Source organism: Demequina sp. (genome assembly GCF_024642165.1).
GTDB lineage: Bacteria > Actinomycetota > Actinomycetes > Actinomycetales > Demequinaceae > Demequina.
This window is the reverse complement of record NZ_JAHEBP010000015.1, coordinates 1-21,572: the sequence shown is the minus strand read 5'-3', so window position 1 is coordinate 21,572 and position 21,572 is coordinate 1. Positions and strand designations below refer to the sequence as shown.

Annotated in this window: 20 protein-coding genes and 1 tRNA gene; 10 read left to right on the top strand and 11 right to left on the bottom strand. The window is 69.3% G+C overall.

From position 1 onward, the window contains the following. Positions 1-28: 28 nt before the first annotated feature. The 11 genes from rpoB to Q0L54_RS02665 all read right to left on the bottom strand — a co-directional run bounded on the left by rpoB (position 29) and on the right by Q0L54_RS02665 (position 10,469). A complete protein-coding gene (gene rpoB, locus Q0L54_RS02715) occupies positions 29-3,502 on the bottom strand; it encodes a DNA-directed RNA polymerase subunit beta (RefSeq protein WP_296665324.1) in 3,474 nt (1,157 codons plus the stop codon). 365 nt (positions 3,503-3,867) lie between these two features. After that, complete coding sequence (locus tag Q0L54_RS02710) at positions 3,868-4,356, bottom strand: hypothetical protein (RefSeq protein WP_296665322.1); 489 nt, start codon at positions 4,354-4,356, stop codon at positions 3,868-3,870. A 9-nt stretch (positions 4,357-4,365) separates the two neighbouring features. Then, entirely contained in the window at positions 4,366-5,109 is a 744-nt protein-coding gene (locus Q0L54_RS02705; protein ID WP_296665319.1) for a DUF4386 domain-containing protein, read from the bottom strand. A 390-nt stretch (positions 5,110-5,499) separates the two neighbouring features. Then, positions 5,500-5,883 (bottom strand): 50S ribosomal protein L7/L12, encoded by a 384-nt coding sequence (gene rplL / locus Q0L54_RS02700; protein WP_296665318.1) that lies wholly within the window; start codon positions 5,881-5,883, stop codon positions 5,500-5,502. A gap of 57 nt (positions 5,884-5,940) precedes the next feature. Continuing rightward, positions 5,941-6,462, bottom strand: a complete 522-nt coding sequence (gene rplJ, locus Q0L54_RS02695; protein ID WP_296665316.1) for a 50S ribosomal protein L10 — start codon at positions 6,460-6,462, stop codon at positions 5,941-5,943. A gap of 452 nt (positions 6,463-6,914) precedes the next feature. After that, on the bottom strand, positions 6,915-7,613 hold the full coding sequence (gene rplA / locus Q0L54_RS02690; protein ID WP_296665314.1) for a 50S ribosomal protein L1: 699 nt from the start codon (positions 7,611-7,613) through the stop codon (positions 6,915-6,917). 64 nt (positions 7,614-7,677) lie between these two features. After that, the gene (gene rplK / locus Q0L54_RS02685) at positions 7,678-8,112 is read right to left on the bottom strand and encodes a 50S ribosomal protein L11 (RefSeq protein WP_296665312.1); all 435 of its coding nucleotides are present in this window, start codon (positions 8,110-8,112) and stop codon (positions 7,678-7,680) included. Between the two features lie 59 nt (positions 8,113-8,171). Next, entirely contained in the window at positions 8,172-8,954 is a 783-nt protein-coding gene (nusG, locus tag Q0L54_RS02680) for a transcription termination/antitermination protein NusG (RefSeq protein WP_296665311.1), read from the bottom strand. 25 nt (positions 8,955-8,979) lie between these two features. Continuing rightward, positions 8,980-9,237, bottom strand: coding sequence for a preprotein translocase subunit SecE (gene secE, locus Q0L54_RS02675; RefSeq protein WP_296665308.1), 258 nt, complete (start codon positions 9,235-9,237; stop codon positions 8,980-8,982). Positions 9,238-9,286: 49 nt separating this feature from the next. Further along, positions 9,287-9,359, bottom strand: a tRNA-Trp gene (locus tag Q0L54_RS02670). Between the two features lie 246 nt (positions 9,360-9,605). Further along, positions 9,606-10,469 carry a hypothetical protein gene (locus Q0L54_RS02665; RefSeq protein ID WP_296665306.1) on the bottom strand — a complete coding sequence of 288 codons (864 nt, stop codon included), beginning with the start codon at positions 10,467-10,469 and terminating at the stop codon, positions 9,606-9,608. Between the two features lie 273 nt (positions 10,470-10,742). On the opposite strand from Q0L54_RS02665, the gene Q0L54_RS02660 reads away from it, so the two are divergent. The 10 genes from Q0L54_RS02660 to Q0L54_RS02615 all read left to right on the top strand — a co-directional run. Continuing rightward, positions 10,743-11,945, top strand: coding sequence for a pyridoxal phosphate-dependent aminotransferase (locus tag Q0L54_RS02660; RefSeq protein WP_296665303.1), 1,203 nt, complete (start codon positions 10,743-10,745; stop codon positions 11,943-11,945). A gap of 102 nt (positions 11,946-12,047) precedes the next feature. Continuing rightward, entirely contained in the window at positions 12,048-12,941 is an 894-nt protein-coding gene (locus Q0L54_RS02655) for an ABC transporter ATP-binding protein (protein ID WP_296665301.1), read from the top strand. After that, positions 12,938-13,759 (top strand): ABC transporter permease, encoded by an 822-nt coding sequence (locus tag Q0L54_RS02650; RefSeq protein WP_296665299.1) that lies wholly within the window; start codon positions 12,938-12,940, stop codon positions 13,757-13,759. The genes Q0L54_RS02655 and Q0L54_RS02650 overlap by 4 nt, the downstream gene beginning before the upstream one ends. Before the next feature lie 83 nt (positions 13,760-13,842). Continuing rightward, on the top strand, positions 13,843-14,301 hold the full coding sequence (locus Q0L54_RS02645; protein WP_296665297.1) for a hypothetical protein: 459 nt from the start codon (positions 13,843-13,845) through the stop codon (positions 14,299-14,301). A gap of 29 nt (positions 14,302-14,330) precedes the next feature. Next, the gene (locus tag Q0L54_RS02640) at positions 14,331-15,734 is read left to right on the top strand and encodes a HAMP domain-containing sensor histidine kinase (RefSeq protein ID WP_296665295.1); all 1,404 of its coding nucleotides are present in this window, start codon (positions 14,331-14,333) and stop codon (positions 15,732-15,734) included. 2 nt (positions 15,735-15,736) lie between these two features. Then, positions 15,737-16,390, top strand: coding sequence for a response regulator transcription factor (locus Q0L54_RS02635; RefSeq protein ID WP_296665293.1), 654 nt, complete (start codon positions 15,737-15,739; stop codon positions 16,388-16,390). 55 nt (positions 16,391-16,445) lie between these two features. Then, positions 16,446-17,684, top strand: a complete 1,239-nt coding sequence (locus Q0L54_RS02630) for a sensor histidine kinase (RefSeq protein WP_296665292.1) — start codon at positions 16,446-16,448, stop codon at positions 17,682-17,684. Continuing rightward, positions 17,681-18,349, top strand: a complete 669-nt coding sequence (locus Q0L54_RS02625; RefSeq protein WP_296665290.1) for a response regulator transcription factor — start codon at positions 17,681-17,683, stop codon at positions 18,347-18,349. The genes Q0L54_RS02630 and Q0L54_RS02625 overlap by 4 nt, the downstream gene beginning before the upstream one ends. Before the next feature lie 118 nt (positions 18,350-18,467). Then, a complete protein-coding gene (locus Q0L54_RS02620) occupies positions 18,468-19,208 on the top strand; it encodes an ABC transporter ATP-binding protein (protein ID WP_296665288.1) in 741 nt (246 codons plus the stop codon). Continuing rightward, positions 19,208-21,572 (top strand): ABC transporter permease (locus Q0L54_RS02615; RefSeq protein WP_296665286.1); only part of this gene is annotated, 2,365 nt, incomplete at its 3' end. The genes Q0L54_RS02620 and Q0L54_RS02615, both read left to right, overlap by 1 nt.

Here is a 21,572-nt window from a genome sequence, read left to right as displayed (position 1 = left end):
CTTCTGTATGGAGTGAGCTCGAGGCTCGTCAGATCTCGTCGACGCTGGAGGCATCGGGGCGGCTGGACAGGGAGATGCCTAGCGACTCGGCGGCCTGATAGGCGTCGTCGTCGGTCTCGCGCATCTCGATGACGTGGCCCTCGTGGTTGAGGACCTCCACGTTGAGGCAGAGCGACTGCATCTCCTTCATCAGGACTCGGAAGGACTCGGGCAGGCCCGGCTCCGGGATGTTCTGCCCCTTCACGATCGCCTCGTAGACCTTCACACGGCCCACCACATCGTCCGACTTGATGGTCAGCAGCTCCTGAAGCGCGTAGGCGGCGCCGTACGCCTCGAGGGCCCACACCTCCATCTCGCCGAAGCGCTGTCCGCCGAACTGGGCCTTACCGCCCAGCGGCTGCTGCGTGATCATCGAGTACGGGCCGGTCGAGCGCGCGTGGATCTTGTCGTCGACCAGGTGGTGGAGCTTGAGGATGTACTTGTAGCCCACCGCGACCGGCTCGGGGAACGGCTCGCCGGTACGCCCGTCGAACAGTTCCGCCTTGCCCTCGCTGTCCACGAGACGCACGCCGTCGCGGTTCGGGTTCACGACCGATCGCAGCCCGCCCAGGACGTCCTCGCGCAGGCCGTCGAACACCGGCGTCGCGACCGGCGTGCCGGGCTCCGACTTCACGGCGTTCTCCGGCAAGTGGTCCATCCACGGGCCCTTGGCGCCGGTGGCGTCCCAGCCCTGCTTGGCGATCCAGCCCGTGTGGGTCTCGAGCACCTGGCCCACGTTCATGCGGCCGGGCACGCCCAGGGGGTTGAGGATGACGTCGACCGGCGTGCCGTCCGCGAGGAACGGCATGTCCTCGACGGGCAGGATGGTCGAGATGACGCCCTTGTTGCCGTGGCGGCCGGCGAGCTTGTCGCCCTCCTGGATCTTGCGGCGCTGAGCGATGTAGACACGCACCAGCTGGTTCACGCCCGCGGGGAGGTCGTCGCCGTCCTCCTCCGTGAAGACGCGGACGCCGATAACCGTGCCGGACTCGCCGTGCGGGACCTTGAGCGAGGTGTCGCGCACCTCGCGCGCCTTCTCGCCGAAGATCGCGCGCAGCAGGCGCTCCTCCGGGGTGAGCTCGGTTTCGCCCTTGGGCGTGACCTTGCCGACCAGGATGTCGCCGGCGCGAACCTCGGCGCCGATGCGGACGATGCCCCGCTCGTCGAGGTCGGCCAGCGCCTCTTCCGACGCGTTCGGGATGTCGCGGGTGATCTCCTCGGGGCCGAGCTTCGTGTCGCGGGCGTCGACCTCGTGCTCCTCGATGTGGATCGAGGACAGGACGTCGTCCTGCACGAGACGCTGCGACAGGATGATCGCGTCCTCGTAGTTGTGACCCTCCCAGCACATGAAGGCGACCAGCAGGTTGCGGCCCAGGGCGAGGTCGCCCTGGTCCGTGGCCGGGCCGTCGGCGATGACCGAGCCGACGACCACGCGGTCGCCCTCGTCCACCACGACGCGCTGGTTGTACGACGTGCCCTGGTTCGAGCGCTGGAACTTGGCGATGCGGTACGAGCCCGTGGTGCCGTCATCGTTCGCGACCGTCACCAGGTCGGAGCTGACCTCCGTCACCACGCCCTCCTTCGACGCGATGACCACGTCACCGGCGTCGATCGCCGCACGTCGCTCCATGCCGGTGCCCACGAGGGGCGCCTCGGAGCGCACCAGCGGGACCGCCTGGCGCTGCATGTTGGCGCCCATGAGGGCACGGTTCGCGTCGTCGTGCTCGAGGAACGGGATCAGAGCCGTCGCGACCGACACCATCTGGCGGGGCGAGACGTCCATGTAGTCGACCGCCTCGCGGGCGACGAACTCGACCTCTCCGCCCTTGGCGCGCACGAGCACGCGCTCCTCGACGAAGCGACCCTTCTCGTCCAGCGGGGCGTTCGCCTGGGCGATCACGTACTGGTCCTCGTCGTCTGCGGTCAGGTAGTCGACCTTGTCCGACACGACACCCTTGACGACCTTGCGGTACGGGGTCTCGACGAAGCCCAGCGGGTTGATGCGGCCGAACGACGCCAGCGAGCCGATGAGGCCGATGTTGGGACCCTCAGGGGTCTCGATCGGGCACATGCGGCCGTAGTGCGAGGTGTGGACGTCGCGGACCTCCATGCCCGCGCGGTCGCGGGAGAGGCCACCGGGGCCCAGCGCCGAGAGGCGGCGCTTGTGGGTGAGCCCGGCCAGCGGGTTGTTCTGGTCCATGAACTGCGACAGCTGCGACGTTCCGAAGAACTCGCGGATCGCCGCGACCACCGGACGCGTGTTGATCAGCGTCTGCGGCGTGATCGCCTCGACGTCCTGAGTGGTCATCCGCTCGCGGACCACGCGCTCCATGCGCGACAGCCCGGTGCGGATCTGGTTCTGGATCAGCTCGCCCACCGCGCGGATGCGACGGTTGCCGAAGTGGTCGATGTCGTCGGTCTCGACGCGAACGTCACCGGTGGCACCGTCGATCGTCGAGATGCCGGCGTGCGCGGCGGCGATGTACTTGATGGCGGCGACGATGTCGTCGACACCCAGCACCGAGTCGCCGAGCTCCTTGCCCAGGCCGAGCTTCTTGTTGAGCTTGAAGCGGCCCACCTTGGCGAGGTCGTAGCGCTTGTGGTTGAAGTAGAAGTTGTCGAGCAGGTTCTGGCCCGCCTCGACCGTGGGCGGCTCGCCCGGGCGCAGCTTGCGGTAGAGGTCGACCAGCGCCTCCTCGTGACCGTGCACCGTGTCCTTCGCCAGCGTCTCGAGGACGGCGGGGAACTGGGCGAACTCCTCGGCGATCTGGTCGTCGGACATCCCGAGCGCCTTGAGGAAGAGCGTGACGGGCTGCTTGCGCTTGCGGTCGACGCGGACGCCGACGGCGTCGCGCTTGTCGATCTCGAACTCGAGCCAGGCACCGCGCGAGGGGATCACCTTCGCGGTGAAGATGTCCTTGTCGGACGTCTTGTCGGGGGTGCGCTCGAAGTACACGCCCGGCGAGCGGACCAGCTGCGACACGACCACGCGCTCGGTGCCGTTGACGATGAACGTGCCGCGGTCCGTCATGAGCGGGAAGTCACCCATGAACACCGTCTGCGACTTGATCTCGCCGGTGGTGTTGTTCATGAACTCGGCCGTCACGAAGAGCTGCGCGGCGTAGGTGAAGTCCTTCTCCTTGCACTCCTCCGGCGTGTAGCGCGGCTCCTCGAAGTACGGGTCGGAGAAGGACAGCGACATGGTCTGCCCGAAGTCCTCGATGGGCGAGATCTCCTCGAAGATCTCCTGAAGCCCTGCTATCTGCGGGACGTCGCTGCGTCCCTCCGTCTTCGCGTCCTTGACGCGCGCCTGCCAAGCCTGGTTTCCCAGAAGCCAGTCGAAGCTCTCCGTCTGAAGGCCGATGAGGTTCGGGACCTCAATCGGCTCGGAGATCTGAGCGAAGGAGATGCGGCGCGATGCGGAGCGGTTGGAGATAGCGGAGTCGGTGCGCGAGGCAGCCAAGGGTGGTCCCTTCCCTTTATGATCGTGAGTCACCACGATGCCTAGCCGCGGCTCCACCGAATCCTGGGGCGAAACCGCTACAAGCGGACGCACGCCAGGTAGGCATATGAGGGCAGGGCAATAGACAGCGCAAGTTGCGAGACTACCCGCGAACGGGCGGGTTGTCCAATCGAGTGCGCCCCGGTATCGCCCGGCGCGCAGGAGGCGAAGCGCCCGGGTTCACCCGACCGTCGCATCGTCTCCAGGGGACGCGGAACGGGGCCGGATCCGTGAGGATCCGGCCCCGTTCGACGGGAGGCGGCGCCCGCCGAGGCGAGCACGACGTCGATCGAGCCCGTCTCCGCGACATCGATGGCGCGCGAGGCCTAGATAGGCCTAGGTTCCGCCGACGCTGCGCGGGTGGTTCTTCGTCTCGCGAGTGAGCCGACGGCGACGCCCATGGCGCCAATCCGGATCGCATTGAACGCGGTGCCGATGACCAGGTAACGCAAAGGTTCGGAGACGCCGCCGGACAGCTTGGCTGGCGTCTCGACGGCCACCGTCACGATGACCAGCACAACGGCGCTCAGCACCATGGCCTTAGTGAACGGATCCCTGCCCGCCACCCTGGAGGGGAAGCGGATCAGCACGACGCTCATGCCGCATCCGAGAATCAGGCCGCCGACGAGCGCCTCGAGCAGCATGGGCAGGTACGCGATCGACAGACCGGCGCGGTACTCAGCGGCGATCGGCGTCAGGGAGATCGCGAAGTTGGCCAGCCAGAAGGCAGTCGCTCCGGCCAAGGTGAGGATCGCGACGGCCGCCCACCGGCCCGGCGGGCGGGCCTTCGGCGCGCGGTCGTGGGATCGACGCACGTCGGTCCTCTACCCGTCCTGTGTAGACGGCGCTACGACCTGAGGCGCGTCGGGGCCGGAGTCGACGATCCTCACGGCTCGAATCAGCAGCCACAGGGCGAGTCCCACCTCGGCGAGCAGGCTCACGAATGTCCCAGGGACCCTGATCTCAGGGTGAGTGGGCAGGACGATCGCCTGGACCAGCCAGATCATCTCCGCGCACCCGTCCGCTATCAGGAGCACCCCGAGCACTCGAGGAAGCATCCCGGACCTGTAGACCAGGTAGCCCAGCGGGAACAGCCACGCGCCGAAGAACAGTTGTGCGGCGACGAAGCCGGTCTTGTATACGCCGATCGCGAGGTGACTCAACGCTGCCGCCTGCGCGTCAGTGAAGCCGTTCAGTCCGCCCGCCGCGGGATCCGCGGCGTGCAGGGCCGCGACCAACGCGAGCAGGCTCGCGCATTGGACGGCGACCCCGACGGCATTGAGAAGCAGGAACAGGAGCGACAGCTCACCGTTCAGCCTCCGAAGCAGGACGTAGAGACCCCAGGCCGTGAGAAGGAAGAGGAGCCCTGACGCGAACGCGACCAGCAGGCCGAGCCGGAACGACGATGGATTCGTGGTGATCGCAAGGTAGACCTGTTCTTCATCACCCATTCCGATGTGCGCCAGCGCGTCTGCCAACACCGACGCCGCCATGTACAGCACGTACAGCCCGCCGGTCGCTCTGGCCCAGGTTCGCACCGATGAGCGGGCCGTCACCTCGAATGCCACGACATCCTCCTTCGCCTCTCCGCATCCCACGCCTGTAGGCAGATGCAGATGACTCTGTGGCGCTGGCCACCGAGTTCACGAGGACGTGGGGCGCCTGCTAGTAGGTCGCCTCTCGCAGGCCGTTCCGCGACGCAGTGTGCATCCGGACCGAGGCGAACGAGGAGCGTCGCGGCACACGCCCTACGTCAACGGTATACCCGCACAGAGCGCCCGCGTTGAGTGGTGGAATTCATCCAGAGTCATCGAAGTTCCGCCCAAGAACGAGGCGGGCCTGCCGGGCGAGTCTGACCTCGGTGTCGAGCACTGCGTGGGCAACGCAAAGGGCCGGGGTCCCCGTACGGGGACCCCGGCCCTCGAGCCGAATGCGGTGTGAACGCAGTGCTACTCGAACTACTTGAGCTCGACGGTGGCGCCGGCGGCCTCGAGCTGAGCCTTGGCCTTCTCGGCCTCGTCCTTCTTGACGCCCTCGAGGACGGCCTTGGGGGCCTCGTCGACGACGGCCTTGGCCTCGCCCAGGCCGAGGGAGGTCAGCGCGCGGACCTCCTTGATGACCTGGATCTTCTTGTCGCCCACGGCGGCGAGGATGACGTCGAACGAGTCCTTCTCCTCGACCTCCTCGGCGGCCTCGCCCGCGGGGGCGGCGGCGGCGACGGCGACCGGAGCGGCGGCGGAGACCTCGAAGGTCTCCTCGAACGCCTTGACGAACTCGGACAGCTCGATGAGCGAGAGCTGCTTGAACTGCTCGATGAGCTCCTCGGTGGAGAGCTTAGCCATGATGACTTCCTTCTTTAGTGCCTGCGTGAAGCAGATGAATGGGGTGTGGTGCGACCGTTAGGCCGCGTCTTCCTGCTTCGCGCGCAGGGCGTCGACGGCGCGCGCTGCCTGAGCAAGCGGTGCCTGGAACAGGTATGCAGCACCAAAGAGCGACGCCTTCATGACGCCGGCTGCCTTGGCAAGTAGAACCTCGCGGGACTCGAGGTCCGCCAGCTTGTTGACCTCGTCAGCCGAGATCAGCTTGCCGTCGAGAACGCCGCCCTTGATGACGAGCTTGTCGTTCTCCTTGGCAAAAGCCTTCAGACCCTTCGCAGCCTCCACCGGGTCACCGGTGACGAATGCGATGGCCGTGGGGCCGACGAGAAGGTCGTCGAGACCCTCCACACCGGCGTCCTTGGCCGCGAGCGCCGTCAGAGTGTTCTTCGCGACCCTGTAGGTCGCGGCGCCACGGAGCTCACCGCGCAGCTTCGCGAGCTGCGGAACGGAGAGGCCGCGGTACTCGGTGATCAGCACGGCAGTCGAGTTGCGGAAGTGATCCGCAATCTCCTGGACCGCGGTCACCTTGTCTGGCGTCGCCATAGTTGTCCTTCCTTCGGATGACCGCCGCACCCGCCCCGGACACGAGAAAGGCCCCGCGCAGGCGGGGCCGTTGTCGCTCGAGCGGAACGAAAAAGGGGCGACCCGTGGGCCGCCCAGACGTTCGCGCATCGTGCGCTGTCAGCTTCACCTGCGCTGGACCCCGCGTGAGCGGGACTTCGTTCGCACCCGGGGAACCCGGGCCCGACGACCGGCGGTCTTGGGCGGATCGATCCTACGCGAGCATCGCATCGTCCGCAAATCGCCCTCTCCGCGGGGACGATGCGCGCCCTCCGAGGTCGCGCATCGTCCCCGGGGAAGGAGAGAGGGCCCGGCCCCCCGAGGGGGACCGGGCCGGGTGACGCGCGGCGCGAGGTTGGCGACGCGGGCGTCACTGTTCCCCGCTCACCGCCCGGGATCGCCGTGCGGTGAGCGTGAGACCTGGAGCCGACCGCCTAGGCGTCGCGCTTCGCGAGCGCGTCGACCGGGATGCCCGGCCCCTGCGTCGCGGAGATCGCGGCCTTGACGATGTAGCGGCCCTTCGAGGCGGACGGCTTGGCGCGCAGCACCTCGTCGATGACCGTCTGGAAGTTCTCGAGCAGCTTCTCGTCGCCGAAGGACGCCTTGCCCAGCACGGTGTGCAGGTTGGCGTGCTTGTCGACGCGGAACTCGATCTTGCCGCCCTTGATGTCGGACACGGCCTTGGCGACGTCCATCGTCACGGTGCCGGTCTTCGGGTTGGGCATGAGGCCGCGGGGGCCGAGCACGCGGCCCAGACGGCCCACCTTGCCCATGAGGTCAGGCGTGGCGACCACGGCGTCGAAGTCCGTGCGGCCTTCCGCCACCTCGGCGATGAGCTCGTCGCCGCCGACGATGTCGGCACCCGCCTCGCGGGCTGCCTCCGCCTTGTCACCGTTGGCGAAGACCAGGACCCGGGCGGTCTTGCCGGTGCCGTGAGGCAGGATGACGGTGGAGCGGACCATCTGGTCAGCGTGACGAGGGTCGACGCCCAGCTTGAACACGACGTCGATGGTCGAGTCGGTGTTCTTGGAGGCGGTCTTCTGCGCGAGGCGGACGGCCTCGAGCGGCGTGTAGAGCTGGCTGCGGTCGACGAGCTGTGCTGCGTCGCGGTAGGCCTTGGAGCGCTTAGTCATCTGCGGTGTTCCTTTGCAGTCGTGGTGGCGTGCCGCGCGCGGCACTCCCACTGGGGTGGTGGTCCTAGTTGACCGTGATGCCCATGGAGCGGGCGGTTCCGGCGATGATCTTCGCCGCGGCGTCGATGTCGTTCGCGTTGAGGTCGGACATCTTCGCCTCGGCGATCTCGCGCACCTGAGCGTTGGTCAGCGAGCCGACCTTCGTGGTGTGCGGGGTGCCGGAGCCCTTGGCGACGCCGGCAGCCTTCTTGATGAGCTCCGCGGCGGGCGGGGTCTTGAGGATGAACGTGAACGAACGGTCCTCGTAGACGGTGATCTCAACGGGGACGACGTTGCCGCGCTGCGACTCGGTCGCAGCGTTGTACGCCTTGCAGAACTCCATGATGTTCACACCGTGCTGGCCCAGTGCGGGTCCAACGGGAGGAGCAGGGTTCGCGGCGCCGGCCTGGATCTGGAGCTTGATCAGCCCAGTGACCTTCTTCTTCTTCGGGGGTGCCATGTCGGGTCCTTGTCTTTCTTGCCTGTGCGGCTTGGCGGCCGCGGTGTGCGCCGTCGCGACTAGATCTTGGTGACCTGGTTGAACGACAGCTCGACCGGGGTCTCCCGGCCGAAGATGGAAACGAGCACGTGGAGCTTCTGGCTCTCCACACTGATCTCGGAGATCGTGCCCGGGAGGGTCGCGAACGGGCCGTCGATGACGGTGATCGACTCGCCGACCTCGAAGTCCACGGTCGCGGGCGTCTGCTGCGACGAGCCGTCCTCGGCCGCGGCGGCGGCCGTGACCTCCTTGGGCGCGAGCATCGAGTAGACCTCGTCGGGGGTGAGCGGAACCGGGTTGTGGGCGTGCCCCACGAAGCCGGTGACGCCGGGCGTGTTGCGCACCGCGCCCCACGACTCGTCGGTCAGGTACATGCGGACGAGCACGTAGCCGGGCATCCGGACGCGGGTGACGAGCTTGCGCTGGCCTCCCTTGATCTCGGCTACCTCCTCCATCGGGACCTCGACCTGGAAGATGAAATCCTCCATGTGGAGGCTCTCGGTGCGGTGCTCGATCGCCTGCTTCACGCGCTTCTCGTGGCCGGAGTAGCTGTGCACCACGTACCAGTCGCCGTCGAGGGTGCGCAGGTGCGCCTTGAACTCGGCAACCGGGTCGGCGGGCTCCTCGGCCTCCTCGACGGCGGGCTCGACGGTGTCGACGGCGGCCGCCTCGGGCTCCTCGCCCGCGGGCTCATCGGCGGGGACGGTGTCGTCGTCGGACTCGATCACCGCGTCCACGGGCGCGTCGGCGAAGGTCGCCTCGTCCACGGGCGCCACGGTCTCGTCGATCTTCTCGTCGCTCATCAATTCTTCTCCCCTAGTGGCGGCGTCAGCCGCCGAAAACCTTGGTCGCGACCCAGCCGAAGCCCAGGTCCAGGACGAACACGAGCGCCATCATCACGGCGACGAACGCGATCACGATCCAGATGTACCGGATCAGCTCCTCACGGGTCGGAGTGACCACTCGCCGCAGCTCGGAGATGACCTGGCGCACGAACAGCGCGATGCGTCCGAAGATGTTCAGACCCTCGCGCGACTCGTGCCGCGGGTCCTTCTCTCCGGAATCCGTCACGGCAGATTCGCTCACCGATAAGTCCTTCTCTGTAGATGGCGGACGCGGGAACTCCCGCGCTACGCAGGGCAGGAGGGACTCGAACCCCCAACCGTCGGTTTTGGAGACCGATGCGCTACCAATTGCGCCACTGCCCTTCAGGGGGTTGGGCCCCTGTGACCTCCTCCAGACACCATCCCGCGCCAGGGCGCGGTTCATCATGACGTCTGACGGATCGCCGACGTGACATGCTACGCCACAACCGGACGAAGCGCGAACCCGGGTGCCTGTTGCCTGACTCCCACTGGTCGATGTGACGGATGTGCGCTCGCGGGGAGAATGTGACGGTCCCATCTGTCACACGCGAACGAATCTGCAACATCGACCAGTGGTTGTCCGAGGCGCTAGCCGGCCCGTTCACTTCGGGCCAGCAGGGCTGCCACGTCACGCGCGATGGCCGCGGGCGCGGCGATGACCGCGAGGTACGGGTAGCGGAGGAAGGGCACGCCACCCAGCATCAGTGCGCGATCTCGCCTCTTGTCCTCTGCGAAGGCGACACGGTCCGAGTGATATGCGAAGCCGTCGATCTCGACAACCACTCTGCCTTCGACGAGCAGATCCACCGCGCCCACGCCTGCGACGCGGGCCTGGGACTCGACCGCGAATCCGTTCCGGACCAACTCCAGGCGAGCCACCGTCTCACCGGGTGACTGCGCGCGGGGATCCGCATGTGTTGCCAGCCACGCGCGCCGGCGCCGACCGGTCGCGGTCATGGACCAGATCCGCTCCCTCCCGAACAGGCCGCGATTGAGCGCGGCGTCCAGCGCGGCGAGCTGCGCGACCGGGCGAACGCAGTGGGCCAAGTGATCGATCGCGACGGCGGGGTCGACGCAGAGAGCGTCGCCCGGCCCTGCTCGCGTGCCGGGGCCGGCGGGCACGCGATGCAGCACGACGTCGTCGCCTCGTCGCGCATCCTTCGGGTCGAGACCCCGCGTGGACGGCAGCGCAAGATGGGTCCTCGAGTCCTCGGCGAGCACCGGCAACCCGAGGTGGCGTGCAGCGCTGGCACACGTGAGCTGGGCCGAGAGCACGCGCGCGCGCACGGCCTCGGGCGCGGCGCCGGGAAGCGCATAGCAGCCACGCCAGGGACGGACGAGCAATCCGGATCGGACGGCGGCGAGCAGGTCGACATCGCGCCAGCCGCGCGCCAGCAACTGACGTCGACGTGCGACCCCGCCGAGCTCCCCGACGGTCTGAACAAGTCCCATGCACCGACGATTCGGCTGTCCAAGCTCACGGCGCAGGGCGAGGCGGCGATCCGGGGACGGGCGACCGGCGCATCGTCCCTGTGGACACCGGGGCGCCGCGCTCCGCCCCGAGCCAACGCCGGACTCCCACTGGTCGATGGGGCTCGCTCATGCGTAGGTGACAGATGTGACGGTCCCATCTGTCACATACGAACGAATCTGCAACATCGACCAGTGGGAGTCGACGCGTGACGTCGGACGCGGGGGTGCGGCCAACGATGGAACAATGGCCGCATGAAGCCCGCACGCCGCGTCTCTGCCCGCCTCGGCGCCATCGCGCCCTCCGCCACCCTCGCCGTCGACTCCAAGGCGAAGGCCCTCAAGGCCGCCGGCCGTCCCGTCATCGGGTTCGGCGCGGGCGAGCCGGACTTCCCCACGCCCGACTTCGTGGTCGAGGCGGCCATCGCGGCGGCCCGCGATCCGCGCAACCACCGCTACACGCCCGCCGCCGGACTGCCGGAGCTGAAGAAGGCGATCGCGACCAAGACGCTGCGCGACAGCGGCTACGAGGTCGACCCGGCACAGGTGGTGGTGACCAACGGCGGCAAGCAGGCCGTGTTCCAGGCCTTCGCCGCGATCGTGGACCCGGGCGACGAGGTGCTGCTCCCCGCCCCCTACTGGACCACGTATCCCGAGGCGATCGCGCTGGCCGGCGGCACCACCGTCGAGGTCTTCGCCGGCGCCGACCAGGGCTACCTGGTCACGGTCGAGCAGCTCGAGGCCGCGCGCACCGAGCACACCAAGGCCCTGCTGTTCTGCAGCCCGTCGAACCCCACGGGCGCGGTCTACACGCCCGAACAGACCACCGCCATCGGCGAGTGGGCGCTCGAGCACGGCATCTGGGTCATCACGGACGAGATCTACGAGCACCTGGTCTACGACGACGCCGTCTTCACCCCGATCGTGCGGGCCGTGCCCGAGCTCGCGGACCAGTGCATCGTCCTCAACGGGGTCGCGAAGACCTACGCCATGACGGGCTGGCGCGTGGGCTGGATGATCTCGCCCGCGGACGTCACCAAGGCCGCCGCGAACTTCCAGAGCCACCTCACCAGCAACGTCGCGAACGTCTCGCAGCGTGCCGCGATCGCCGCGCTCGAGGGCGGGCTCGACGAGGTGCACGCGATGCGCACCGCCTTCGACCGCCGCCGCCGCACCATGGTCGCGATGCTGCGCGAGATCGACGGCGTGGTGTGCCCGACGCCCACGGGCGCGTTCTACGCGTACCCCTCGGTCGAGGGGCTCATGGGCCGCACCGTGCGCGGGCGCCAGATCGCCAGCAGCGCGGACCTGGCCGCGGTGATCCTCGACGAGGTCGAGGTGGCCGTGGTGCCCGGCGAGGCGTTCGGGCCCAGCGGCTACCTGCGCCTCAGCTACGCGCTGGGTGACGAGGACCTTGTCGAGGGCGTGGGCCGCATCCAGCGACTGCTCGCCGAGTAGGCGCCGCCTCGCCATCGAGGCTCGCACCGTCCACGGGGACGATGCGCCTCTCACCTGTGCCCGCACGGGCACCGGCGCGCGAGGGTGGCTAGGCTCGACTCCATGAGTGCATCCGCCATCACCATCGCGGGGCTGGAGAAGCACTACGGCGACGTGCGCGCCGTGGACGGCCTCGATCTTGAGATCCATCGCGGCGAGGTGTTCGCCTTGCTGGGCCCCAATGGCGCCGGCAAGTCCACCACCGTCGAGATCCTCGAGGGCTTCCGCAAGCGCACCGCCGGCGAGGTCAGCGTGCTCGGGGTGGACCCGCACCACTCCCCCAAGGGCTGGCGCGCCAATGTGGGCGTCATGCTCCAGACCACGAGCGCTCGATCGGCCCTCACGGCGCGCGAGTCGCTGCTCCACGCGTCGCGCTACTACCCCCACCCGCGCGACGTCGACGAGACCCTCGCGGCCGTGGGGCTCACCGAGAAGGCGAGCGCCAAGCCGCAGACGCTCTCGGGCGGTCAGCGCCGCCGGCTCGACGTGGCCTTGGCCGTCATCGGCAGCCCCGAGCTGGTGTTCCTCGACGAGCCCACCACGGGGTTCGACCCCGAGGCTCGCCGTCAGTTCTGGCGCCTCATCGAGGGCCTGCGGGGCGACGGCACCACCATCGTGCTCACCACCCACTACCTGGACGAGGCCGACTACCTGGCCGACCGCATCGGCATCATCGCCGCCGGCCGGCTGGTCGCCCTCGATACCCCGGCGGGGCTGCGGGCGCAGGCGACCGATGCGCGGATCAGCTGGGTCGAGGACGGTGAACGGCACCTGGTGGAGACACCCACCCCCACGGCGTTCCTCCGGGACCTGCTCGCCCGCACCACCGGTGAGATCAGCCGGCTCGAGGTGGTCCACCCCTCGCTCGAGGACGTCTACCTGCAGCTCAGCGGGGATGCGGCGGACGCCGCGGCGGCCGCGAGCGCGCCGGCAACGGATCGGGAGGCGGGAGCATGACCACCACGACGGCAACGGCGCCCAGCTGGGTGTCCATGACCACCAACCGGCTCGCGGTCGAGGTCAAGGAGTTCATCCGTAGCCGGGAGCAGATGATCTTCATCTTCGCGTTCCCCATGCTCTTCCTGCTGCTGTTCGGCTCGGTGTTCGGCGGGGCGGTGCTGGAGCCCACGAGCGTCACCTTCGCGCAGTACTTCATGCCGGGCATGATCGCGACCGGCATCATCAACACCGGTTTCCAGTCGCTCGCGATGTCGATCGCGATCGACCGCGACGAGGACGTCCTCAAGCGCATCCACGCGACGCCGCTGCCGGCGACGTCGTTCTTCGCCGCCAAGATCGCCCAGGTGCTGTTCGTGTCGATCATCCAGATCGCCATCCTGATCGCGCTGGGCGTCGCGCTCTACGACGTGACGCTCCCCACCGACGTCGGACGCTGGTGGACGTTCACGTGGGTCTTCCTGCTGGGCACGGCGGCCTCCACCACGCTGGGCATCGCCATGTCCTCGCTGCTGCGCAATGCCAAGGCCGGCTCGGCGATCGTCACTCCCATCGTCCTGGTGCTCCAGTTCACGTCCGGCGTGTTCCTGGTGTTCACCCAGATCCCGACGTTCCTGCAGATCTTCGCCTCGTTCTTCCCGCTGCGGTGGCTCGCGCAGGGCATGCGCTCCGTGTTCCTGCCCGAGGAGTTCGCCATGGCCGAGGCGAGCGGTTCCTGGGACCACGGCCTCATCGCGATCAACCTCGGCATCTGGGTGGTGGTGGGCCTCTTCCTCGCGGTGCGCACCTTCCGCTGGACGCGGCACGACGACAACTGACGGGACGATGCGCCCGTCACCGTCCGGGAGCGCGCGAGCGGCGTCTGAGAGGACTCTCAGACTGCGGCGGCCATGCTGAGGACATGAACACCTCAGCGATCCGATACGCCGCCACCGTCGCCGCCGCCGCCGCCATCCTCGTGGGTGTGGGCGTGGGAGCGACGGCCATCTCCCGTGCGGGGTCCGACCCCGACCCGACCGTGGGCACCGCGGTCAAGCTCTCCGATGACTCGACCTCCTCCCCCGAGCCGTCGGCCACGCCCGACCACGAGCTGCTCGAGGTGCCTCACAGCCCGGGCGTCGACGATCTGGACGACGACTCCGACGACCGCAAGGACGACTCGGACCACCAGGCGAGCCCGCCGTCCACCGACAGCCGCGTGGCGCTGCCTCCGTCGGACACCCAACTGGGCGTGGCGCCCGGTGGAGGCGACGACGACGCCTACGACGACGAGTCGGACGACGAGTCCGATCACGAGAAGTCCGACGACGATCACGAGAAGTCCGACAGCGAGCACGAGTCGGAGAGCGACGACGACTGAACCCGATACCGTGACGTCGGAGAGTGACGATGACTTCACGGTTGACAGCCTCGGGCGCGCACGGGATGTCCGTGCGCGCCCGAGTGCTGGGCTACATCCTGGTCCTCACCGGGGTGGCCCTCGCCGTCGCCGGCACCAGCGCCTTCCTCATCGAACGTGATTCCGTCCAGCATGCGATCACCGATGAGCTCCGCTCCCGGACCGACGACTACCTCCGCTACATCACGGGCGAGGGCTCGGTGCCCATCGACCAGCTGATGCGGGACACGATGGGCCGCTATGTGGGGGCGGCGAGCGAGGGAGCCGTAGCGATCATCGACGGCCGGGCCCGCTACGTGCCGGCCACGGAGTCGCGGCTGCTGCTCGAGGACGATCAGGAGTTCATCGACGCGGTGTGGGCGGAGACGTCCACCGACATCGCCGTCCGACGCCTTTCGACCTCGACGGCCGACTACGCGTACACGGCGATCCCCCTGCTCGACGCGGACGACGTGCGCATCGCATCGTTCGTGCTCGCCGTCGACGAGGGACGCCGCATCCACGAACTGCGCGAGACGTTCGCCCTCTACGCGCTGGTGGCCCTGCTCGCGCTGGTCGCGATCGGCGCGTTCGGCTTCTTCACCGTGGGCAGGCTGCTCGAACCGATCCGGCTCCTCGACCGCACGGCTCGCCGCATCACCGACAGCGACCTCACGGGCCGTGTCCCCATCGTGGGCGACGACGACCTGGCGCGGCTGTCGCAGACGGTCAACGCGATGCTCGACCGGCTCGAGGGCGCTTTCGCCGATGAGCGCCGGCTGCTCGACGACGCCTCGCACGAGCTGCGCACCCCGTTGACCGTCATCCGCACGCGGCTGGAGCTGATCGAGCCCCGCGACCCGGAGCAGGTGGAGGCCACGCGCGATGAGCTCCTGGACGTTTCCGCGGACATGTCCCGCCTGGTGGAGGACCTGGTGACCCTCGCCAAGGCGGACCGGCCGGAGTTCCTGCGCCTCGCCGCCACCGACATCGCCGAGCTCACGGACGCCGCCGCCGCGCGGATGAGCGCGCTGGGGGATCGCGAGTGGTCCGTCGAGGCGCGCGCGCCGGGCTCGGCGACGGTCGACGCCCAGCGCCTCACCCAGGCCTGGCTGCAGCTCGCCGCGAACGCCGTGAAGTTCTCCGAGCCGCACACCGCCGTGTCGATCGGCTCCGCGCGCGAGGGCCCGGACCTGCTGCTGTGGGTGACCGACGAGGGTCGCGGGATCTCGTCCGACGACCTGGCGCGGATCGGCGACCGGTTCGTCCGGCTCGACCACGACGCGGAGGGAGCCGGCCTGGGCCTGCCGATCGTCACCGCGATCGCACACGCGCACGGCGGCACCCTCGAGATCGCCTCGCTGCCCGGGCACGGCTCGACGTTCGCCCTGCGCGTGCCGTGGCGAGAGGGGTGACGATGCGGGTGCTGCTGATCGAGGACGAGGAGCGCCTGGTGGCGTCGCTGAGGGACGGGCTGCGCACCGCGGGCATCACCACCACGCACGCCCGCACGGGCCGCGAGGGCCTGGCCGCGGCGCTCGAGGGCGACCACGACCTGGTGATCCTCGACATCGGGCTGCCGGACCAGGAGGGCTTCACCGTGCTGCGCCGCCTGCGTGCCGCGGGCTCCGACGTGCCGGTCATCATCCTCACCGCGCGGACGTCCGCCGAGGACACCGTCCGCGGTCTCGAGCGTGGCGCGGACGACTACATGGCAAAGCCCTTCTCCTTCGACGAGCTGCTGGCGCGCATCCGGCTGCGGGCGCGCCGGCCCGAGGACGCGCCGGTCGACTCCACGCTCACCGTGGGCCGATGCACGTTCGACCCGGCGGCGCGCGAGCTCACCTGCGACGGCGAGCCCATCCCGCTCAGCCCCCGCGAGCTCCAGCTCGCCCAACTGCTGATGGAACGCGCTGACGGGGTGGTGACGCGGGCCGAGGCGCTCGACGCCGTGTGGGGCTCCGCCGCGCGCGAGAACGTGCTCGATGTCTACATCCGGTACCTGCGCACCCGGCTGGGCGCAGACGCGATCGAGACGGTGCGCGGCGTGGGCTACCGCTTCCGCGGATAGGCGCATCGTCCGCGTGGACGATGCCGGGGCGGGGCGGGCGCCCTACCCTGGCCACGTGGACCTCAAGGCTCCCCGGTGGGGGGACATCGCGATCACGGCGGCGCTGCTGCTGCTGGCGCTGCTGGCCGTGCTCGACGCCCCGGACACCGCACCGGCCGTCACGGGAGTCTGGGTCGCGCTGCTGGTCGCACAGGTAGCGCCGCTCGCGTGGAGGCAGCTGTATCCGCGAACGGTCATGTGGGCCTCGCTGGTGGCGTGGGTGGCATACGTGGGCCTGGGCTTCCCCGACAGCCCCGCGACCTTCGCCGTGTTCCTCGCGCTGTACGGCCTGGCCGCGTACACGCCGCGCCGGGGCGCGCTCACCCACGGCGCGGCGGTGCTGGTGGTGATGGTGGGGTGGACCACCGTGGGCGTGGTCACCACCGATCGCGTCTCGTGGACCTCCCTGGTGGTGATCACGCTCGCGGTGGTGGTCCCCATGATGGTGGGGTTCGTCGACTTCCGGCGACGGCAGCGGATGACGGAGCTGGAGCTCGCGCACGAGCGCCGCGAGCAGGCCCAGCGGGTGATCGCCTCCGATGCCGTGCGCGCCGAGCGTGCGCGGATCGCCCGCGAGCTGCACGACGTGGTGGCGCACGAGATCACCGTGATGACGCTGCAGGCCGAGGGCGCCCGCCGGATGGCGCGCGACTCGGACGAGCGCGTGCTCGAGGCCCTGGCGACCATCTCCGAGTCGGGACGCAAGGGCCTCACGGAGATGCAGCGGATGATCGGGGTGCTGCGGGCCACCGAGAAGGATGCCACCGCGGCGGCGGAGCGCGACCTCTCGGCGGTGGCCGGCGATGCGTCCTTGGCCCCGATGCCGGCGCTCGCCGCGATCCCCGCGCTCGCGCAGCAGGTGGAGGACGCGGGCCTGCCCATCGACCTCAGCATCGTGGGCAGCGCCCACGTCCCGGCCGGCGTCGAGCTGAGCGCGTACCGGGTGGTGCAGGAGGCGCTCACCAACGCCATGAAGCACGCCGGCCCCGGGGCGCGCGCGACCGTCCGCGTCGATCGCCAGCCTCATCAGGTCACGATCGTGGTCGAGGACGACGGCCGCGGCGTCATCTCGGATGCGGCACGGAACAGCGGCGGCAACGGCCTGCGAGGGATGGGCGAGCGGGTGCAGGCCCTGGGCGGCGAACTCGAGTACGGCCCCCGCACGGGCGGCGGGTTCCGCGTGCGCGCGGTGCTGCCGTCCCGTGACGACCAGGTGGTGGCCCGCCGCACGAGCGTGAAGGAGACGGGACGATGATCCGGGTGGCGCTGATCGACGATCAGGCGATGGTGCGGGTGGGCCTCAGGATGATCCTGGAATCCGAGGACGACATCGAGGTGGTCGCGGAGGCGACCTCGGGACTCGACGCGGTGCGCATCGTCGCCCACCACTCTCCTGACGTGGTGCTCATGGACGTGCGCATGCCGGGCATGGACGGACTCGCCGCGACGCGCGAGGTGCTGGCCGCACACCCGACCGCGCGCGTCGTGATCCTCACCACCTTCGACGACGACGAGTACGTCTACGAGGCGCTCCGCGCGGGCGCGTCCGGCTTCCTGCTCAAGAGCGTCGAGGGCGACGCGCTCGTGGCCGCGGTGCGCGTGGTGGCGGGAGGCGAGGCCCTGCTCGCGCCCGAGGTCACGCGCCGTGTGATCGAGCAGTTCGCCCGCTCGGCGCCCGCGGACCCGGAGCCCCACGAGCCCTCCTCGGAGGCCGTGGGAGACCTGTCCGACCGCGAGGTCGAGGTCCTCCAGTTGATGGCGCGCGGGATGTCGAACCAGGAGATCGCGGCGCAGCTGTTCGTGTCGAGCACCACCGTGAAGACCCATGTGAGCCACATCCTCACCAAGCTGGGCGTGCGGGATCGCGTCCAGGCGGTGGTCGAGGCCTACGACTCCGGGATCGTGGTGCCGCGCCCGTAGTCGCCCAGGGGGTCATCCCTGAGGCGGATCCGCAGAAACCGTCCTCGCGGCCGATTCGCCGGGGCGGGTCCCGCCGCGAGACTGGGGCCGATACGTTCCCACCCAGGAGGGCACCACGATGACCACCACCACTGTCACGCTCGCCGCATCGATGCGCGCCGGCACCAAGGACTACGGCTCCGGCGAGATGGCCGTGCGGGCCCTGGACGGCATCGACGTCGACATCGCCGCGTCCGAGTTCACCGCCATCATGGGCCCCTCCGGCTCGGGCAAGTCGACCCTGCTGCACACGCTCGCGGGGCTGGACCGGCTCACGGCCGGGGAGTCGTGGATCGGCGAGACCAGCATCACGGGGCTGTCCGAGGACAAGATCACGCAGGTACGCCGCGACAAGATCGGCTTCGTCTTCCAGGCGTTCAACCTCATCCCGTCCCTGACGGCCAGCGAGAACATCACGCTCCCCTTGGACATCTCCGGCCGCGAGCCGGAGGACGGGTGGTTCGAGGAGATCATCTCGATCCTGGGCCTGGGCGACCGGCTCACGCACCTCCCGGCGGAGCTGTCCGGAGGCCAGCAGCAGCGCGTCGCCGTCGCACGCGCGCTCGTGGCGCGCCCCGAGCTGATCTTCGCCGATGAGCCGTCGGGCAACCTGGACTCCCGCTCCGGCGCGGAGCTGCTGGGCTTCATGCGGCGCGCGGTCAAGGAGTTCGGACAGACCATCGTGATGGTGACGCACGACCCGACCGCGGCCTCGTACTCGGACCGCATCCTCTTCCTCGAGGACGGCCGGATCGTCGACGAGATGCGCGAGCCCACCGCGGAGCGCGTGCTCGATCGCATGAAGCAGATGGGGCACTGATGTTCCGCCTCGCAGTCAAGTCCGTCAAGCACAACCCGAAGAGGCTGCTCCTCACCGCGATCGCGGTGGCGCTGGGCGTCGCGCTCGCGGCCGCCACCTTCACCCTGACCAACGCGCTGTCGAGCGGCTTCACCAAGCTGTTCGAGGAGATCTACGCGGGCACCGACGTCATCGTGGAGGTCGATCCGAACACGGTCCAGGAGGACGGGGACCCGTTCGCCGCATCCGACGCCGTGTTCACCGCGTCCGACCTCGAGGCGGTGAGCGCCATCGAGGGAGTCGCGATCGCACAGGGCGGGATCCAGGTGGCGGGCTCCGTCCTGGCCGCCGACTTCGAGCCCAGCGGCGACCTCATGGGCGCCGGCGGGCCGCCCAGCCAGCTGTTCAACTGGGCGGGCGACCCGCGGCTCGACCGTGCAACGCTGATCGAGGGCGAGGCCCCCACGGCCGACGACCAGATCGTGCTCGACCTCGACGCGGCGCCGCGCCTGGGATACGCGATCGGGGACACGGTCTCCGTGGCCACGGAGACCGGCGTCGCGCAGTTCGAGCTCGTGGGCCTCGTCCGCTTCGGCGAGTCGAACTCCCTGCAGGGCGCCACGCTGGGCTTCATGACGGACGCCGCCGCGACGGAGCTCGCCGGGCAGGAGGGCTATCAGCAGCTGAGCGTGATCGTCGACGAGGGCGCGAACAAGCAGGCCGTCGCCGACCGCATCGGAGAGGTGATCCCGGAGGGCACGCGAGCCATCACCGGCGAGGCCAAGGCCGCCGAGCAGGCGGAGCAGCTCGACGACCTCCTGCAGTACGTGGACATCTTCGCGATCGCCTTCGCGCTCATCGCGCTGTTCGTCGGCTCGTACATCATCGTCAACACCTTCCGCATCATCGTCACTCAGCGCACGCGCGAGTTCGGACTGCTGCGGGCGATCGGCGTCACGGGCCGTCAGCTGCGCACCATGATCCTGCTGGAGGCGGTGGTGATCGCCGTGGTCGCGTCGACCATCGGCATCACCGTGGGATACCTGGGCGCACTGGGTCTGTCAGCCCTGGTCGAGAGGTTCTCCGGCGACATCTTCGGCACCGTGACCCTGCCGCTCGACGCGGTCCTGTGGGGCTACGTCCTCGGCGCCCTGGTGACCGTGGTCTCGGCGCTGGTGCCCGCGATCCACGCATCCACCATCTCCCCCATGGAGGCGCTGCGCGAGTCCGGGACCGAGTCGAAGAAGCCGCTGCGCCGCCGCAACATCGTGGGCGGGGCGATCGCGCTGCTGGGCGTCCTCGCCATCGCGGTGGGTCTCTACACCGGCATCGAGGACCCCTACATCTACGTGGGAGCCGGCGCCATGCTGCTCATCATCGGCGTCACGCTGCTCGCGGCGCAGGTGCTGGTGCCGCTCGCGTACGGGCTCAAGTCCGCGCTCACCCGGATGTTCCGCGTCGACGGAAAGCTGGCCGCGAACAACATCCGCCGCGAGCCCCGACGCAGCGCCAACACTGCCGCGGCGCTCATGATCGGCGTCATGCTGCTCGCGCTGGTGGCCACCTTCACGGAGTCGCTCAAGGCGGTGGTCACGGAGCAGTTCAAGGGCAACAACGCGGACTTCTTCGTGATCTCGCCGCAGGGAGCGATCCCCGAGGGCGCGATCGAGATCCTGCGGGATCAGGACGGCGTGGCGTTCGTGTCGGACCTGGGCATCGGCGCGGTGAATGTCGACGGTCAGAGCCGCTCGCTCGCCGTGGTCGACGCCGACACCGCCGACCTGGGCTTCAACTACAACAACGATCCAGACTTCGACCAGCTCGACGGCGGCGTCTTCATCGACCCGACGCTGGCCAACCTGGGGGTCGAGGTGGGCGACGAGCTCACGCTCGTGGGAGCCGAGGCGACGCTGACGCTGCCCGTGACGGGCCGCTACCTCACCAGCGGCGACTCCGAGCTCTGGGTCGACGCCGCCACCGGCGCCGAACTCCTGGGCGAGGTGCCCATCGCGCAGTCGGTGGTGGTGCTCGACGACGGCGTGGATGCGGAGGCGGCCCAGACGCAGCTGCTCGACGCGCTGGCCCAGGACTACCCGCTGGTGCTGCTGCAGGCGCCCGGACAGCTCGAACAGCTCGCGAACCAGTTCATCGACCTGCTGCTGGGCGTGATCTCGGCCATGCTGGGCGCCGCGTTGGTGATCGCCATCCTGGGCGTCGCCAACACGCTCCTGCTCTCCGTGACCGAGCGGACCCGCGAGATCGGACTGCTGCGGGCGGTGGGCGTGAAGCGACGGTCGATCTGGCGCATGATCACCGTCGAGTCCATGGTGATGGCGATCTTCGGCACCATCCTCGGCATGATCCTGGGCGTCTCGTTGGGTGCGG

Excerpts from the sequence above, each read along its gene's own strand:
- rplL (WP_296665318.1), bottom strand. The coding sequence starts at position 5,883 with ATGGCTAAGCTCTCCACCGAGGAGCTCATCGAGCAGTTCAAGCAGCTC.
- rplJ (WP_296665316.1), bottom strand. The coding sequence starts at position 6,462 with ATGGCGACGCCAGACAAGGTGACCGCGGTCCAGGAGATTGCGGATCAC.
- rplA (WP_296665314.1), bottom strand. The coding sequence starts at position 7,613 with ATGACTAAGCGCTCCAAGGCCTACCGCGACGCAGCACAGCTCGTCGAC.
- rplK (WP_296665312.1), bottom strand. The coding sequence starts at position 8,112 with ATGGCACCCCCGAAGAAGAAGAAGGTCACTGGGCTGATCAAGCTCCAG.
- nusG (WP_296665311.1), bottom strand. The coding sequence starts at position 8,954 with ATGAGCGACGAGAAGATCGACGAGACCGTGGCGCCCGTGGACGAGGCG.
- Q0L54_RS02665 (WP_296665306.1), bottom strand. The coding sequence starts at position 10,469 with ATGGGACTTGTTCAGACCGTCGGGGAGCTCGGCGGGGTCGCACGTCGA.
- Q0L54_RS02660 (WP_296665303.1), top strand. The coding sequence starts at position 10,743 with ATGAAGCCCGCACGCCGCGTCTCTGCCCGCCTCGGCGCCATCGCGCCC.
- Q0L54_RS02655 (WP_296665301.1), top strand. The coding sequence starts at position 12,048 with ATGAGTGCATCCGCCATCACCATCGCGGGGCTGGAGAAGCACTACGGC.
- Q0L54_RS02650 (WP_296665299.1), top strand. The coding sequence starts at position 12,938 with ATGACCACCACGACGGCAACGGCGCCCAGCTGGGTGTCCATGACCACC.
- Q0L54_RS02645 (WP_296665297.1), top strand. The coding sequence starts at position 13,843 with ATGAACACCTCAGCGATCCGATACGCCGCCACCGTCGCCGCCGCCGCC.
- Q0L54_RS02640 (WP_296665295.1), top strand. The coding sequence starts at position 14,331 with ATGACTTCACGGTTGACAGCCTCGGGCGCGCACGGGATGTCCGTGCGC.
- Q0L54_RS02635 (WP_296665293.1), top strand. The coding sequence starts at position 15,737 with ATGCGGGTGCTGCTGATCGAGGACGAGGAGCGCCTGGTGGCGTCGCTG.
- Q0L54_RS02625 (WP_296665290.1), top strand. The coding sequence starts at position 17,681 with ATGATCCGGGTGGCGCTGATCGACGATCAGGCGATGGTGCGGGTGGGC.
- Q0L54_RS02620 (WP_296665288.1), top strand. The coding sequence starts at position 18,468 with ATGACCACCACCACTGTCACGCTCGCCGCATCGATGCGCGCCGGCACC.